Annotated in this window: 11 protein-coding genes; 2 read left to right on the plus strand and 9 right to left on the minus strand. The window is 66.9% G+C overall.

The features are described from left to right. Positions 1 to 49 precede the first annotated feature (49 nt). From nrdE to JOE59_RS12560, 4 genes are all read right to left on the minus strand, one after another. Entirely contained in the window at positions 50 to 2,155 is a 2,106-nt protein-coding gene (nrdE, locus tag JOE59_RS12545) for a class 1b ribonucleoside-diphosphate reductase subunit alpha (protein WP_204460923.1), read from the minus strand. A 32-nt stretch (positions 2,156 to 2,187) separates the two neighbouring features. Continuing rightward, complete coding sequence (nrdI, locus tag JOE59_RS12550; RefSeq protein ID WP_204460926.1) at positions 2,188 to 2,604, minus strand: class Ib ribonucleoside-diphosphate reductase assembly flavoprotein NrdI; 417 nt, start codon at positions 2,602 to 2,604, stop codon at positions 2,188 to 2,190. Between the two features lie 60 nt (positions 2,605 to 2,664). After that, entirely contained in the window at positions 2,665 to 2,898 is a 234-nt protein-coding gene (gene nrdH, locus JOE59_RS12555; RefSeq protein ID WP_056005481.1) for a glutaredoxin-like protein NrdH, read from the minus strand. A gap of 541 nt (positions 2,899 to 3,439) precedes the next feature. After that, the gene (locus JOE59_RS12560; protein ID WP_239560240.1) at positions 3,440 to 7,861 is read right to left on the minus strand and encodes an endo-alpha-N-acetylgalactosaminidase family protein; all 4,422 of its coding nucleotides are present in this window, start codon (positions 7,859 to 7,861) and stop codon (positions 3,440 to 3,442) included. 200 nt (positions 7,862 to 8,061) lie between these two features. On the opposite strand from JOE59_RS12560, the gene JOE59_RS12565 reads away from it, so the two are divergent. Continuing rightward, on the plus strand, positions 8,062 to 8,859 hold the full coding sequence (locus tag JOE59_RS12565) for an alpha/beta fold hydrolase (RefSeq protein ID WP_204460928.1): 798 nt from the start codon (positions 8,062 to 8,064) through the stop codon (positions 8,857 to 8,859). 132 nt (positions 8,860 to 8,991) lie between these two features. On the opposite strand, the gene JOE59_RS12570 is transcribed toward JOE59_RS12565, so the two are convergent. Further along, positions 8,992 to 9,567 (minus strand): HhH-GPD-type base excision DNA repair protein, encoded by a 576-nt coding sequence (locus tag JOE59_RS12570; protein ID WP_204460931.1) that lies wholly within the window; start codon positions 9,565 to 9,567, stop codon positions 8,992 to 8,994. Between the two features lie 139 nt (positions 9,568 to 9,706). Here JOE59_RS12570 and JOE59_RS12575 point away from each other — a divergent pair, with 139 nt between their 5' ends. After that, positions 9,707 to 10,090, plus strand: a complete 384-nt coding sequence (locus JOE59_RS12575) for a glyoxalase superfamily protein (protein ID WP_204460933.1) — start codon at positions 9,707 to 9,709, stop codon at positions 10,088 to 10,090. Between the two features lie 97 nt (positions 10,091 to 10,187). Here the strand turns inward: JOE59_RS12575 and JOE59_RS12580 are convergent, their stop codons facing one another. The 4 genes from JOE59_RS12580 to JOE59_RS12595 form a co-directional block, all read right to left on the minus strand. Continuing rightward, positions 10,188 to 11,303 carry a substrate-binding domain-containing protein gene (locus JOE59_RS12580; RefSeq protein WP_204460935.1) on the minus strand — a complete coding sequence of 372 codons (1,116 nt, stop codon included), beginning with the start codon at positions 11,301 to 11,303 and terminating at the stop codon, positions 10,188 to 10,190. A gap of 86 nt (positions 11,304 to 11,389) precedes the next feature. Further along, positions 11,390 to 12,745 (minus strand): multiple monosaccharide ABC transporter permease, encoded by a 1,356-nt coding sequence (gene mmsB / locus JOE59_RS12585; protein ID WP_204460937.1) that lies wholly within the window; start codon positions 12,743 to 12,745, stop codon positions 11,390 to 11,392. After that, positions 12,742 to 14,286, minus strand: coding sequence for a multiple monosaccharide ABC transporter ATP-binding protein (gene mmsA, locus JOE59_RS12590; protein ID WP_204460940.1), 1,545 nt, complete (start codon positions 14,284 to 14,286; stop codon positions 12,742 to 12,744). Before mmsA ends, mmsB begins: the two co-directional genes overlap by 4 nt. 196 nt (positions 14,287 to 14,482) lie before the next feature. Further along, positions 14,483 to 15,538, minus strand: coding sequence for a LacI family DNA-binding transcriptional regulator (locus tag JOE59_RS12595; protein WP_307837058.1), 1,056 nt, complete (start codon positions 15,536 to 15,538; stop codon positions 14,483 to 14,485). Between the last annotated feature and the right edge of the window lie 62 nt (positions 15,539 to 15,600).

The raw sequence follows: 15,600 nt of genomic DNA on the forward strand, positions 1-15,600 counted from the left end.
CTTCTGAGCGGATGTCTCGTGGCGACGGGTCTTCAGCGGTGCGCGATGCTCAGAGCATGCACGAGACGCACTCGGTCATGTCCGTGCCCTCGAGCGCGAGCTGACGCAGGCGGATGTAGTAGATCGTCTTGATCCCCTTCTTCCATGCGTAGATCTGCGCCTTGTTGATGTCGCGCGTCGTCGCCGTGTCCTTGAAGAACAGGGTGAGCGAGAGGCCCTGGTCGACGTGCTGCGTCGCTGCGGCGTAGGTGTCGATGACCTTCTCGTAGCCGATCTCGTACGCGTCCTGGTAGTACTCGAGGTTGTCGTTCGTCATGAACGCAGCCGGGTAGTAGACGCGACCGAGCTTGCCTTCCTTCCGGATCTCGATCTTCGACGCGATCGGGTGGATCGAGGCCGTCGAGTTGTTGATGTACGAGATCGAACCGGTCGGCGGCACGGCCTGCAGGTTCTGGTTGTAGATGCCGTGCTCCTGGATGGAGGCCTTCAGCGCCTTCCAGTCCTCCTGCGTCGGGATGTGCACGTTCGAGTCGGCGAAGAGCTGCGTGACCTTGGCGGTCGCGGGCACCCACGCGGCATCCGTGTACTTGTCGAAGAACTCGCCCGAGGCGTACTTCGAGTCCTCGAAGCCGACGAACGTCTCGCCGCGCTCCTTGGCGATGGCGTTCGACGCGCGCAGCGCGTGGAACAGCACCGTGTAGAAGTAGATGTTCGTGAAGTCGATGCCCTCTTCGCTGCCGTAGAAGATGCGCTCACGGGCGAGGTAGCCGTGCAGGTTCATCTGGCCGAGGCCGATGGCGTGCGACTTGTCGTTGCCGTCTTCGATCGAACGCACCGAGGTGATGTGGCTCATGTTCGATACGGCGGTGAGGCCGCGGATGGCGGTGTCGACGGTCTTGCCGAAGTCGGGCGAGTCCATCGTGAGCGCGATGTTCAGCGAGCCGAGGTTGCACGAGATGTCCTTGCCGATCTCGTTGTACGACAGGTCTTCGTTGTACGTCGTCGGCGTGTTGACCTGCAGGATCTCGGAGCACAGGTTCGACATGTTGATGCGGCCCTTGATGGGGTTCGCCTTGTTCACCGTGTCTTCGAACACGATGTAGGGGTAGCCGCTCTCGAACTGGATCTCTGCGATCGTCTGGAAGAACTCGCGCGCGTTGATCTTGGTCTTCTTGATGCGCGGGTTGTCGACCATCTCGCGGTACTTCTCGGTGACCGAGATGTCGCCGAACGGCTTGCCGTAGACCTTCTCGACGTCGTACGGCGAGAAGAGGTACATGTCTTCGCCGTTCTTGGCGAGCTCGAACGCGATGTCGGGCACGACGACGCCGAGCGACAGCGTCTTGATGCGGATCTTCTCATCGGCGTTCTCGCGCTTGGTGTCGAGGAACCGCATGATGTCGGGGTGGTGCGCGTTCAGGTACACCGCGCCGGCGCCCTGGCGGGCACCGAGCTGGTTGGCGTAGCTGAAGGAGTCCTCGAGGAGCTTCATCACGGGGATGATGCCGCTCGACTGGTTCTCGATCTGCTTGATCGGGGCGCCGGCCTCGCGGATGTTGCTCAGCGAGAGGGCGACGCCGCCGCCGCGCTTCGAGAGCTGCAGGGCGGAGTTGATGCCGCGCGAGATCGACTCCATGTTGTCTTCGATGCGGAGCAGGAAGCAGGAGACGAGCTCGCCGCGCTGGGCCTTGCCCGTGTTGAGGAAGGTCGGGGTGGCCGGCTGGAAGCGGCCGCCGATGATCTCTTCGACGAGGTTGACGGCGAGCTTCTCGTCGCCCTGAGCGAGACCGAGCGCCGTCATGACGACGCGGTCTTCGAAGCGCTCGAGGTAGCGCTTGCCGTCGAACGTCTTCAGCGTGTAGCTCGTGTAGTACTTGAACGCGCCGAGGAACGTCTCGAAGCGGAACTTCTTCGAGTACGCCAGGTCGTTGAGCTTGGTGATGAACTCGAACGAGTACTGGTCGAGCACGGCCTGCTCGTAGTACTCCTTCTCGACGAGGTAGTCGAGGCGCTCCTTCAGCGAGTGGAAGAAGACGGTGTTCTGGTTGACGTGCTGCAGGAAATACTCGCGCGCCGCTTCACGGTCTTTGTCGAACTGGATCTCGCCGTTCGGACCGTAGAGGTTCAGCATGGCGTTCAGGGAGTGGTAATCCATGCCGCTCGCCGATCGCGGTGCGTCGATGAGCGCTACGCCGTCAGTTGCTGTTGCGTTTGCCAAAATGCGTCCAATCCATCGTCGACGGCGCGAACGTCGTCTGGTGTTCCGAATACTTCGAAGCGGTAGAGGTGCGGCACCCCCGTCTTGGCGGCGATGATGTCGCCGGCCAGGCAGAAGGCCGTACCGAAGTTGGTGTTGCCCGCGCTGATGACGCCGCGGATGTTCGAGCGGTTGTCGGGATCGTTCAGGAAGCGGATGACCTGCTTCGGAACGGCACCCTTGCCGTCGCCGCCGCCATAGGTCGGCACGACGAGCACGTAGGGCTCGTCGACGTGCAGTGCTTCTTCACGCGCATGCAGCGGGATGCGGGCCGCAGGGCGGCCGAGCTTCTCGATGAAGCGCTTCGTGTTGCCCGAGACGCTCGAGAAGTAGACCAGATTCGTCATGGTGCGTCCTTCACGACTGCGTTCTCCACCGGTTCACTCCCCCGAGCTCACCGGCACTCGCTAGGCGAGGCGGGAGGCGAGTTCGTCGATCTTGTCGGGACGGAATCCCGACCAGTGGCCTTCGTCGGTGATGACGACCGGAGCCTGCAGGTAGCCCAGCTCTTTGACCTGCGCAAGGGCGCTCTCGTCGACAGAGAGGTCGAGCACTTCGTACTCGATGCCCTTACTGTCGAGGGCGCGATACGTCGCGTTGCACTGGACGCAAGAAGGCTTGGTGTAGACCGTGACCGTCATTGTTTTCCCCTCGTTCTCAGGCTCTGGAGGAGCCTGTCCCCCGGTGTTGCATTTCGTACTTCAATACTACATCTAGTGTTTGCGGAACACGACTGCCACAACATGCTGTAGTTACATTCGTGTAGTTATCCACCGGGTTATCCACGGGTTATGAACAGCGGATGCCGCGGTGACCGGCGGATTCTCGCGGCTTCGACCGGGGTTATCCACACCCGTCGTCTTCGAAATCTCTTGCCCTGTGGACGGATGCCGGGCGTGTCGCGAATCGGAACCCTTGGGGGTGTTTCGACCCGCCGACCCCTACATATGGTGTTGTGACCCCAACACTGCCACCACCCACCGACATCCCCGCGGCGCGACGCGCGGCTCCTCGGGTCGAGCTCCGCCTCTCTGTTGGTTGAGCTTGTCGAAACCTTCTCGCGGGCGGGTTTCGACAAGCTCAACCCACAGAGAAGTGGCCGGTGAGGCATCCATGCACCTCACCGGCCACTCGCGGACCCCCCGATCCGCCCGTCGTCACCCGAAGACGACGTCTACCCGATCACGACGCGCAGACGAGCGTCGCGTCGCCCCAATCGGCGTGATCGTCGCCCGCGTCGTCGGCATTGCGATCGACCACGAGCTCGAGTTGATCGACTCCCGTGACGTCGACGTTCAGCGCCTGCCCCGGGTCGGCCCAGGTGATGACGCCCGTGCGGGCGAGCTCGACGCCGTCGCCCTTCACGATGAAGATCACGTCGCCGTTCTTCTTCGCGTCGTGCGAGTCGTCGAGGCCGACGGTCGCGGTGAACGCCGAGCACACGCCACCGGCCAGCACCTTCACGTTCGAGTCGGCGTGCGTGCCGAGCCCCTTGGCGAACGTCACCCCGCCGACCTTCAGCGGGAACCCGTCGCCCGCGGCATCCTCACCATTGGAGAGGTCGCGCTCGACCGGGCCCCAACCGTTGGCCGACGAGAGGAAGGGCAGGTCGCTCACGAACACGGTGCCGACGGGCGCCGTCGGGCCACCGGGTTCGGTGGCCTGGTCGGAGCAGTCGAACTTCGCGTCGGCCCAGTCGGCGTGGTCGTTGCCGTTGCCGTCGGGCGTGGTGCCGACGATCAGGTCGACGTACTGCGCCCCGGCGATGTCGGCGTCGATCGGCACGGTCGCCGAGGTGGCGCCGAGCACCGGGGTGGTCACGACCGTGCGGCCGTCGGCGACCACGCTGAACTGCACCGAGCCGCGCGTCTTCTGCACGTCGTCGACGCCGACCTGCGCGGTGAACGCCGTGCAGAAGCCGCCGAGGTAGTAGCGAACACTGCTCGGCGCGTGCGTGCCGAGCCCCTTCTCGTAGACGACGCCGGCCAGTGTGATCGGCGTGCCGTCGCCCTCGCCCTGCTCGCCGTTCGACCGGTCGCGCTCGACCGGGCCCCACCCGTTCGTCGCGCTCACCCACGGGTGGTCGCTCGCGAACACGTCGGCCTGCGGCGGGCCGGGGAGGGTCCGCACGGTGGTCTCCGTCGAGATGGTGCGCTCGCCGATCGGTTCGACCGTGGTCGAGTACGTGGCGTTCGCGGTGAAGGCGTACCTGCCGTCGGCACTCGCCGGTGCGACGACGTTCCAGTGGGTGACGAGCGAGTCGCCCGATGCGAGGGTGGCGGCCGCAGCGGCATCCGTCGCCTCTGCCGTCCAGCCCTCGGGCACCTCGAGGGTGACCGCGACGTCGGCGATGTCCGCCGCCTCGTCGGAGGTGAACGTCGTCACGAACTCCGAGGCGACGCCCTGCTCGATCACGTCGGGCGTGAGCTCGGCCGTGAGCTGGGCGCAGGCGGGCACGGCGCTCGACGCACCGAGGTCTTCGACGAGCAGGTCGTCGAGCATCAGCTCGGCGCCGTCGGCCGAGCCGATGCGCTGCAGCCCCACGAACGTGTCGCCGCAGAACCCGGCGTCGACCGTCTGGCTGAACCGGGTGGTGTCGGTGGCCTCGCCGAAGGTCGTCGAGGCGGTCACCGCGGGCCCGTTCGCTCGGTCGTAGCCCGAGACCCAGGCGTACTCCCCCGCCTTCGAGCTCTGGTAGTCGAACGACACGCGGTAGCTGTGGCCGGGCTCGAACGGGATCGTGTACTCCGAGGTGCGGTAGACCATGCCGGGCCCGCCGCCGGGGCCGCGGTTCTCCTCGTGCGCCATGAGCGACCAGTCGCCGTTCAGCACCATGTCGACCGGGCGGTCGTTCCAGCCCTTCTGGGTGAACGGCTCGTTGCGCCCGGCGATGTGCGTGCGCGGGTCGGTCGATCCGCCGGCGTCGCCCTTGATGAACGGACCCCAGCCGAAGTCGACGTCCTCGAAGTCCTCGGCGTAGACCTGGCCCTCGGCGAGGTCGGCACGGCTGGTCTCGACGACGCGCACATCATCGATCGTGACGGATGCCTCGCCGACCTCGGCCGCGATCGTCAGCGTGGGCCTCGCCCCGCCCTTCGGCACGTCGATCAGCACCCGCAGTCGCTGCAGGTTCGTGCCGGTCTTGTCATCGGCGGCGACGTAGTTCGTCGCCCCCGAGGAGTCGACCGTGACGGACTGCGACTCGCCCTTCGGCACGTCGACCGAGAGGGTCGTCGAGCGGGTCTCACCCGGCTCGACCTCGACCCAGGCGCCCACCGAGTAGGTGCCGGCGCGCAGCTTGTCGAGCTTCTGGCTGATCGAGGATGCCTCGTTGCCGAGGGTCGCGAAGCGCCGCCCGAGCTCGTCGCGCAGCGGCGCGGCGCCGCCGGTGGGGTTCCAGGCGTCGAGCGTGCCGGCGTTGAACCCGGGGTCGGCCACGACGGTGCCGTCGCCGAACTCGGCCTTCTTCGGCAGGTCGCTCGCGACGGTCGACTTGCTGCCGCCCGTGAGCACGTAGGCCTGCGCGGCATCCGCTTCGATCGTGACCTGGCCGTCAACGACGGCGACATCCGCCACCTTCTCGCGGCCGGTGTCGGTGAGCGTGAAGAGCTGCAGCGAGCTGTTGCCCGCGAACTCGTCGGTGAGGGTCCAGGTGGTCGCGCCGCCGGCCGGGTTGTAGTGGTAGAGCTTGTCGCGCTCGTCGTCCTCCTCTGACGACCACGGCAGCAGGTAGGTGCCGCCCTGCAGCACGCTCGTGCCGTCGACGGTGATGTTGCGCTCGGCGGCAGTGGCGCCAGTGACGCTCACGTCACCGGTGAGGTCGATCCGCTCGGGCGTCCACCGGGTGATCTCCTCGTGCTGGAGGAACTTCGCCGGCAGGTTCGCGGTCCACACGTTCGTCAGGAACCCGTCGAAGTCGTTCTGGCCGGTCCAGCCCTCGAACTCGATGATGTGGGTGGCGCCGAGCTTGGGGTCGGGGTTCCAGACGTCGGCCTGCGAGTTGTTCACGAACCGCAGGATCTGGGAGTTCACGCCCTTGTTGTCGGTGCCGCCGTACTTCTCGTCGTTCGCCCAGTGCGACCACGTGTTGTTCTCGCTGAGCTTGTCGGCCCACTCCGAGCCGACCCGGAAGTCATGGTCGACGAGCGAGTCCTGGATCTTCTGCGCGAGCCAGCCGAACTGGTAGTACACGTCGACGTAGACGAAGTCGAGGTTGTCGTCGGTCGCGTCGGCGAGTTCGCCGATGCGCTCGTCGAGCGTGCCCGACACGATGTCTTCGCGCTGGTCCATGTAATAGGACTGGTCGAGCCAGTTCCATCCCTTGGCGTTCTCGTCGGCGAGGTCGTCGCTGAACGACTTCGCCTCGGGGTAGATCTCGGTGGCGTTCACGTGCACGCCGAACGAGGCGTTCCACTTCTCGCCGCGCTTCAGCAGGGTGTTGAGGTCGTCGAGGCCGCCGGCGCGCTCGTTGAAGTTGTCGCCGTAGTCGGTGTTCGCCGAGTCGTGGCCCTCGCTCGTGTAGCCCTTCAGCATCGCGACCTGGCCGAGGCCGTCGGTCGCGAGCGAGACGCGCTTCACGTCGTCGAGGGTGCGCAGGAACGGGTGCGTCGCCTGCGAGGCGAAGTTGAACGGGATGTGGGTCACGACGTTGTCGGGCGTCTCATCGCCCTTGAACGGGGCCACGCGGATGTCGCGCATCGCGATCGCGCCGTCCTGCCAGTCGACCGTGCCGTCGCCGTTGGCGTCGGGCGTGATGGCGACCTTCACCCACGGCAGCTCTTCGATCGTGGTGGAGCGGCCGGCGCGGATGAGCCACTGCCCGCTCGAGACGCCGACCTCGACGCCGCCGGCGCCGTCGCTCACGGCCTGCCGCCAGAAGTTGCCGGAGTCCTTGTTGCCCGGACCCGACGAGGTGTCGTAGAGCGAGTTCGTCGCGAACGCCGCGGCGAGCTCGCCGGTGTTCACGATGATCGCGTTCGACGACTTCGCGCTCGCGTCGAGCGGCGTCGTCGGCGTCACCGGGATGAACGTGTCGCCCGACACGTTGCGGTTCACCGAGAGGTTCGCCACGGCGACGGATGCCCCGGGGTCGGCCGACGACACGGTCACGAGGTTCTGCCCGGGGATCTGCAGGCTGCGCACGACCTCGCCCGGATCGGCGATGCTGGTCACGGCGAACGTGACGACGTTGCCCTTCAGGCGCAGGCGCGCCTCGATCACGACGCCGTCGAGGTTCGTCGGTGTGAGCGTGTAGTTCACCGTGTGCCCGTCGACCTGCTCGGACGAGACGCTCACGGGCTCGGCCGCGCCGTTCACCACGAGGCTCGTGAGCACGTCGGGGTTGCCGGCGAGCGAGGCATCCGTCGTACGGTCGGTGTAGCCGACCACCTGTGGGAACGCCGCCGAGACGGCGACCTCGAGTCGCTTCGAGGTGAGCGTCAGCACCCCATCGGATGTCGCAGCCGCGCGCGCGCCGGTCGCGGCAACGCCGAACGGGGCGGCCGAGGCAGCCGACGCCGCCGTGATCGGGATCAGCGCGCCGGCCGCGAGCACACCCGCGAGGCCGATCCTGCCGAGTCGGTCGATGAAACGTGGTGAAGGCATCCTTGGCTCCAAGTGTCGATCACAATTGTTATCGGTATCAACCGCCATCTTGATGGAGCTCACGCCACGATGCAAGATGTTTCTTGAATGTTTCGGGTCGCTTCGCGAGATCAGGGCGTCGGGTTGTTTATCGGTAACAGTCATTGTCCCGACGCGAGCGACGGCGTAGCCTGACCTCGAGTGAGACGAAGGGGCATCCGATGACCGAGTTCGCGACCTCCGCAGACGGCACGCGCATCGCCTACGACCGGCAGGGATCCGGGCCGCCCGTGATCCTCGTCGACGGCGCGATGCAGTTCCGCGCCTTCGACCCGGCGAGCGTCGAGATGGCGGGCGAACTCGCCCGGCACGGGTTCACCGTCTACCACTACGACCGGCGCGGGCGCGGCGAGAGCCCGGCAGCGCCCCCCATCACCCTCGGGCAGACGCTCGACGACCTGCGCGCGCTCATCGACGTCGCCACCGAGGGCGCCGACGACGCCGTCGCCCTCTTCGGCAGCTCCTCGGGCGGCGCGATCGCACTCGCGGCCGCGGCATCCGGTCTCGCGGTCTCGAAACTCGTGCTGTGGGAGGTGCCGCTGAACGCCGAGCTCGGCACCGATGGCGCGGAGTTCCTCGCCGGGCTGCGCGAGCGCATCGAGTCGGGCGACGGCGACGCGACGATCGAGTACTTCATGAAGGACATGCCGCCCGAGTGGCTCGCGGGCGCGAAGGCGAGCCAGGGCTGGCCGATCATGACCGCGATGGGCCCGAGCCTCGAGCCCGACTCCGAGGCGCTCGCCTGGACGCAGAGCGCGGCGCGGCCGGCGCTCTGGGCCGGCATCACCCAGCCGACGCTCGTGCTCGTCGGCGAGCAGACGCTCGAGCTCATGACGCCGGCGGCCGACTCACTCGTCACGAGCCTGCCGCACGCGTTCCGCGGCACCGTGCCCGCGGCCGACCACGCGTGGGAGCCGAAGTCGATGGCGCTCGCGATCGCGGGGTTCCTCGTCGACTAGGCGCGGATTCGTGAACCGGCACGGATCACAGGCGAAGGGCCGTTGCTCAGGAGAGGATCGGCGATCGTCTCCTGATCAACGGCCGCTTGCCTGAATCCCGCGCGAGCCACCGGGCAGCGCGCCCGGCCGGGCTCAGCCCTTCGCAGCCTTCGCGGCCGCCTTGGCCGCCTGCTTCGTGGCGCGCACCTTGGCCAGCGACTCGGGGTCGACGATGTCGGCGACCGAGCGGAACGACCCCTCGTCGCCGTACGAGCCGGCCGCCTCGCGCCAGCCCGGCGCCGCGAGCCCGCACTGCTTGCCGAGCAGCGCGAGGAAGATCTTCGCCTTCTGGTCGCCGAAGCCCGGCAGCGCCTTCAGCCGCTTGAGCACCTCGGCGCCATCCGGGTCGCCCCGCGTCCAGAGAGCGGATGCCTCACCGCCCCACTCCTCGACGATCGCAGCCGCGAGCGCCTGCACGCGACCGGCCATCGAGCCCGGGAAGCGATGCACCGCCGGCGTCTGCTTGAACACCTCGACGAACGCCTCGGGGTCGTAGCCCGCGACGACCTCGGGGTCGATCGAACCGATGCGCGAGCGGATCTTCTCGGGTCCGGCGAACGCCGACTCCATGGTCACCTGCTGATCGAGGAGCATTCCCGTGAGCAGCGCGAACGCGTCGTCGCTGAGCAGCTCGTCGGCGGCCTGCTCCCCCGTGATGTGCAATGCCATGCGTCCATCCTTCCACTCGAGGACCGCGGCATCCGCTCGCTGTCGAATGCGGACGGAAACCGACCGCTTCGTTGCCTACCGTCGAAGGAGGCGATTCGATGGAACGGATCGCACCACCGCACCCCTACGAGGAGTCACCATGGACTGGAAGATCGAGCTCATCTACGTGCCCGTCACCGATGTCGATCGGGCGAAGGCGTTCTACGTCGACAAGCTCGGCTTCAACGCCGACCACGACCATCGGGTCAGCGAGAGCCTGCGCTTCGTGCAGTTGACCCCGCCCGGGTCGGCCTGCTCGATCGCGTTCGGCGAGGGAATGGGCGGCAGCCTGCAGCCCGGGCAGCAGGACTCGATCCAGGTCGTCATCCCCGACGCCGACGCCGTGCTCGCCGAGCTCCGCGCCAAGGGCGTCGAGGCCGAGGGCGTCGACGAGCAGGCCTGGGGCCGCTTCGTCACGCTGAAGGACCCCGACGGCAACCGCTGGACCCTGCAGGAGCTGCCCGACTACAGCCAGCAGTCGTAACTGCGACGGGTGAGCGGATGTCGCGGCATCCGCTCACCCGTGCACATGACGACGGCCCCCGCTCCGGAGGAAGCGAGGGCCGTCGTGCTGTGGGTGACTAGCCCGCTGCGTTCACGATGTCGAGGAGGTTCGGGTTGTTGGCGTACGCCTCAGCCGCGTTCTCCTTCGTCACGATGACCGGGTCGAGCAGGTACGAGGGAACGACCTTCACGCCGTTGTCGTACTGCTCGGTGTCGTTGACGTCGACCTCTTCGCCCTTCTGGAGCTGCTGGATCATCTTGATCGTCTGCTCCACGAGGAGGTTGGTGTCCTTGTTGATGGTCGAGTACTGCTCGCCCGCCATGATCGACTTGACCGACTCGACCTCGGAGTCCTGACCGGTGACGGTCACCTTCGTGATGTCCTTGCCGGCCTGCTTGGTCGAGGTGAGGATCGCCCGAGCGAGGTTGTCGTTCGGCGAGAGCACGCCGTCGACGTTCTTGTCGCCGTAGTTCGCGGCGAGCAGCGAGTCCATACGGCTCTGGGCGTTCTCGGCCTCCCAGCCCTGGGTCGCGGTCTGGGCGATGTCGGTCTGACCCGAGACGACGACGAGCGTGCCGTCATCGATCTTCGGCTGCAGCACCTTCATGGCGCCGTCGAAGAACACGGCCGAGTTGGCGTCGTCGGGCGAGCCCGAGAAGAGCTCCACGTTCCACGGAGCCTCGTGGCCCGAGCGCGCAGCGAGACCGTCGAGCAGGGCCTGGCCCTGGAGCTCGCCGACCTTGAAGTTGTCGAACGCGACGTAGTAGTCGACGTTCTCCGTGTTCTCGATCAGGCGGTCGTAGGCGATGATCGTGACGCCGGCGTCGGCGGCCTGCTGCAGCTGCGTGCCGAGCTGCTTGCCGTCCTTCGCACCGATGACGATGACCTTCGCGCCGTTGGTGACCATGGCCGAGATCTGGTTCTGCTGCTCGGCGACGGTGTTCGAGGCAGGTGCGTACTGCACGTCGCCCTTGAACCCGGCGTCGGCGAGGCCGTCTTCGAAGAGACCGCCGGCCAGCACCCAGTTCTCCGACGTCTTGTCGGGCAGGGCGATGCCGATCGTCGAGTCGGCTGCGAAACCGGCCGCACCGGTCTCACCGCCGCCCTCTCCGCCACGGTCGGACGAGCAGCCGGCCAGTGCCAGCGCTGCCACTGCGGCGATCGCTGTGGCCGCAAGAGTGATTTTCTTCATTGATCTTTCACTTTCTCGATGGGAATTGCAGGACTTCTCGGAGGTGACGATGGTGACGATTTCGAGCGGATGCCGCTGCTGGCGACTCAGCGCCGGGTGAGGTCCTCGGGCAGCGAGGACACGTTGGCCTGGTTGGTGGGGGCGACGGTCGGCGCCTCGTCGGGGGCCTGGGTCTCGAGGCGCGCCTTGCGGCGACCCGACCAGAGCCCGAGGATCGACGGGCGGCCCTGGCGCTTGCTCCACACGTCGACGCCGACGGCGAGGAGGAGCACGAGGCCCTTGATGATCTGCACCACGTCGGCGCCGGCGCCGATGAGCTGCAGGCCGTTGTTGAGGAAGGCCATCACGAGACCACCGACGATCGAGCCGATGACGGTGCCGATGCCGCCCGAGACCGCAGCGCCACCGATGAAGACGGCCGCGATGGCGTCGAGCTCCCAGCCGTTGCCGTCCTGCGGCCCCGAGGCCGTGGCACGGGCGACGTAGATCATGCCGGCGACGGAGGCGAGCACGGACATGTTCATCATCACGAAGAAGTCGACCCGGCGGTCCTTGACGCCCGAGAGCGTCGCCGCGAGACGGTTGCCGCCGACCGCGTAGATGTGACGGCCGAAGATCGTGTTGCGCGTGATGAACGAGTAGAGGATGACGAGCACCACGAGGATGATGCCCGAGATCGGGAAGCTCGTGCCGGGGCGGCCGGTGGCGAAGAGCCAGGCCGCCCAGAGGATGACGCCCGCGAGCACGACGACCTTGACGACGCTCACCCAGACGGGCGCCGAGTCGGAGCCCATCTTCTTCTGCTGGCGGCGCAGGTGGATCTCGTTCCAGACGATCCAGCCGGCACCGACGAGGCCGAGCAGCATCGTCAGCACGTTGAAGTTGAACGGCAGCGCGATCTCGGGCAGGTACCCGGCGCCGATCATGCCGAACTCCTGCGGCACCGGCGTGGTCGTCGACTGGCCGATGAACTGGTTGCCGCCGCGGAAGATGAGCATGCCGGCGAGGGTCACGATGAACGCGGGCACCCCGATGACCGCGACCCAGAAGCCCTGCCATGCGCCGATCGCCACGCCGACCGCGATGCCGAGGAGGATCGCGAGCGGCCACGGGAAGTTCCACTCCGCCATCGACTTCGCCACGATGATGCCCGTGAACGCCGCGACCGAGCCGACCGACAGGTCGATGTGGCCCATGATGATGACCATCACCATGCCGATCGCGAGGATCAGGATGTAGGAGTACTGGTTGACGACGTTGATCAGGTTCGTCGGGGACAGCGTCAGCCCGTTCGTCCAGATCTGGAAGATCACGATGATGACGATGAGGCTGCCGAGGATGCCGAACTGGCGGAGGCTGGACTGGCCGCCTCCGAAGATCTTGCGGATGTCGGAGAGCCCGCCCTTCTTCTGGGCGGCCGGTTCCTTCGCCGTGGTGCTCATGCGTTCGCCTTCTTCTTGGCGGAGGTCATGCTGCGCATGAGCGCCTCCGGGTTCGCTTCGGTTGCGGGGATGTTGTCGGTGATCTGGCCTTCGAAGACCGTGTAGATGCGGTCGGCGATGCCGAGCAGTTCGGGCAGCTCGCTCGAGATGAGGATGACGCCCTTGCCCTGCGCCGCGAGCGACTGGATGATCGTGTAGATCTCGTACTTGGCGCCGACGTCGATGCCGCGGGTGGGTTCGTCGAGGATGAGCAGGTCGGGATCGGTGAACATCCACTTCGCCAGCACGACCTTCTGCTGGTTGCCGCCCGAGAGCTTGGAGACGCCTGCGTCGACGCTCGGCGTCTTGATGCGCAGCTGCTTGCGGTAGTCCTCGGCAATGCCGAACTCCCGCGAGTCGTCGACCACGCCGCGCTTCGCGATCTTCGAGAGCTTCGCCGAGACGATCGATCGCTTGATCGTGTCGAGCAGGTTCAGCCCGAGCTGTTTGCGGTCTTCGCTGACGTAGGCCAGGCCGTGCTCGATCGCCGACTCGACGTCCTTCAGCACGATCTCCTTGCCGTCCTTCACGATCGTGCCCGAGAGGTAGGTGCCGTAGGAGCGCCCGAAGATGCTCATCGCGAGCTCGGTGCGCCCGGCGCCCATGAGCCCCGCGAGTCCCACGATCTCACCGCGTCGCACGTTCAGGCTCGAGCCCTTCACGACGAGGCGCTCGGGCACCTGCGGGTGCTGGATCGTCCAGTCCTTCACCTCGAAGAACACGTCGCCGATGCGCGGGGTGCGGTCGGGGAAGCGGCTCTCGAGGGAGCGGCCGACCATACCGCGGATGATGCGGTCCTCGTCGACGCCGCCGGCGTGCACGTCGAGGGTCTCGATCGTGTGGCCGTCGCGGATGATCGTGATCTCGTCGGCGACCGCTTCGATCTCGTTGAGCTTGTGCGAGATCATGATCGACGCGATGCCCTTGCCCTTCAGGCCGCGGATCAGGTCGAGCAGGTGCTGCGAGTCGTCTTCGTTGAGGGCGGCCGTCGGCTCGTCGAGGATCAGGAGCTTCACCTCTTTGACGAGTGCCTTCGCGATCTCGACGAGCTGCTGCTTGCCGACGCCGAGGTGCTTGATCTGCGTGTCGGGGTCTTCGTCGAGTCCGACACGTGCGAGCAGGTCGATGGCCCGCACCTTCGCCTCGCGCCAGTCGATGCGACCGCCGCGGTTGATCTCGTTGCCGAGGAAGATGTTCTCGGTGATCGACAGCTCGGGGATGAGCGCGAGCTCCTGGTGGATGATCGCGATGCCGGCGTTCTCGCTCTGGCGGATGTCGCGGAACTGCACCTCCTCGCCGCGGAAGATGATCTGGCCCGTGTAGGTGCCGTGCGGGTAGACCCCCGAGAGCACCTTCATGAGGGTCGACTTGCCTGCGCCGTTCTCGCCGCAGATCGCGTGGATCTCAGCGGGCATCACCGTGAGCGAGACATCCGACAGCGCCTTGACGCCGGGGAACTCCTTGGTGATGGAGCGCATCTCGAGAATGGGCTGGGGGCTCATCGGGCGCCTCCTGCGACGCCGCTGCGTGCGGCGGGCATGGCGGGCACCGATCCCGACCTGCGGGAGTCCGCAAGGGGTGTCGTCGGCGACTGGTTCACGTGCGACCTCGATGTCATTCGTTCGGGGGCGGTACCTGTGGGCGATCTCGTGTGACCGTTCACATCGAGACCAATGGTGCATCCGAGATGCGGCGCTGTCAAGCCGAGTCAGTCACGCTTGCATAACGGGGGCGCCGACCGGATGCCTCGGCCGACGAGCCGCGCACGACGAGCCGCGGCACGATCTCCTCGATTTCGAGCACCTCGCGCCCGTGCACCTGATTCAGGAGCAGGGCCACCGCGCGGCGCCCGACCTCGCGGAAGTCCTGGTGCACCGTGGTGAGCGGCGGCCACACGTGCTGGGCGACGGGGATGTCGTCGAATCCGACCACGCTGATGTCGCCCGGCACGTCGAGACCGGCGTCGCGGAACGCGTGCATGAGGCCGATCGCCATCTGGTCGTTCGCCGCGAAGACCGCGGTGAAATCGCGGGCGCGGCTGAGCTCACGACCGGCGAAGTAGCCGAAGTCGGCGCTCCAGTCGCCGAGGATCGGCGGGTGCAGCGTGAGGTCGGCATCGTCGATCGCGTCGAGGAATCCGCGCATGCGCGCCTCGGCCTCGATCCAGTCCTGCGGGCCGGCCAGGTGCACGATCTCGCGGTGCCCGAGGCTCACGAGGTGCTGCGTGGCGCGGCGCGCCCCCGTCACCTGGTCGACCGAGAGCGCGAGATGATCGCTCCGCCCGGTCGACTGGAGGCTGACGAACGGCACCCCGATGGGCGCTGCGGCGAGCACGTCGAAGACCCGCACCTGCGGGGCGATGACGACGAGCCCCTCGATCGCCTGCAGCATGAGGTGCTCGAGGGCGTCGGTGATGGCCTCGGGCGTGACGGCTGCGAGATTCGCGGTGTTGACGTAGTAGCCGTGCTCACGCGCAGCGTCTTCGATCGCGGCGATGCTCGTCGCCGGGCCGTACTCCGAGCTGCGCGCCGCCAGCACGCCGATGGTGTGCGAACGGCTCGTGACGAGGGCGCGCGCCGCTCGGTTCGGCCGGTACTGCAGCGTCTCCATGGCGAGGAGCACGCGCTCCTTGGTCTCGGGCCTGATGCTCGGATGGTCGTTCAGCACCCGGGAGACGGTCTGGTGCGACACCTCGGCGAGGCGCGCGACATCGCGGATGCTGGGCGCCCGCCCTTTGGGAGTCTCAGGATTCACTGCCAACCCGTTCACCCCGATGTGCACGTTCACATCAGCGGCGCTTCCATTATGCATGCGGA

The organism is Agromyces cerinus (assembly GCF_016907835.1).
Taxonomy (GTDB): domain Bacteria; phylum Actinomycetota; class Actinomycetes; order Actinomycetales; family Microbacteriaceae; genus Agromyces; species Agromyces nitratus.

Excerpts from the sequence above, each read along its gene's own strand:
- nrdE (WP_204460923.1), bottom strand. The coding sequence starts at position 2,155 with ATGGATTACCACTCCCTGAACGCCATGCTGAACCTCTACGGTCCGAAC.
- nrdI (WP_204460926.1), bottom strand. The coding sequence starts at position 2,604 with ATGACGAATCTGGTCTACTTCTCGAGCGTCTCGGGCAACACGAAGCGC.
- nrdH (WP_056005481.1), bottom strand. The coding sequence starts at position 2,898 with ATGACGGTCACGGTCTACACCAAGCCTTCTTGCGTCCAGTGCAACGCG.
- JOE59_RS12560 (WP_239560240.1), bottom strand. The coding sequence starts at position 7,861 with ATGCCTTCACCACGTTTCATCGACCGACTCGGCAGGATCGGCCTCGCG.
- JOE59_RS12565 (WP_204460928.1), top strand. The coding sequence starts at position 8,062 with ATGACCGAGTTCGCGACCTCCGCAGACGGCACGCGCATCGCCTACGAC.
- JOE59_RS12570 (WP_204460931.1), bottom strand. The coding sequence starts at position 9,567 with ATGGCATTGCACATCACGGGGGAGCAGGCCGCCGACGAGCTGCTCAGC.
- JOE59_RS12575 (WP_204460933.1), top strand. The coding sequence starts at position 9,707 with ATGGACTGGAAGATCGAGCTCATCTACGTGCCCGTCACCGATGTCGAT.
- JOE59_RS12580 (WP_204460935.1), bottom strand. The coding sequence starts at position 11,303 with ATGAAGAAAATCACTCTTGCGGCCACAGCGATCGCCGCAGTGGCAGCG.
- mmsB (WP_204460937.1), bottom strand. The coding sequence starts at position 12,745 with ATGAGCACCACGGCGAAGGAACCGGCCGCCCAGAAGAAGGGCGGGCTC.
- mmsA (WP_204460940.1), bottom strand. The coding sequence starts at position 14,286 with ATGAGCCCCCAGCCCATTCTCGAGATGCGCTCCATCACCAAGGAGTTC.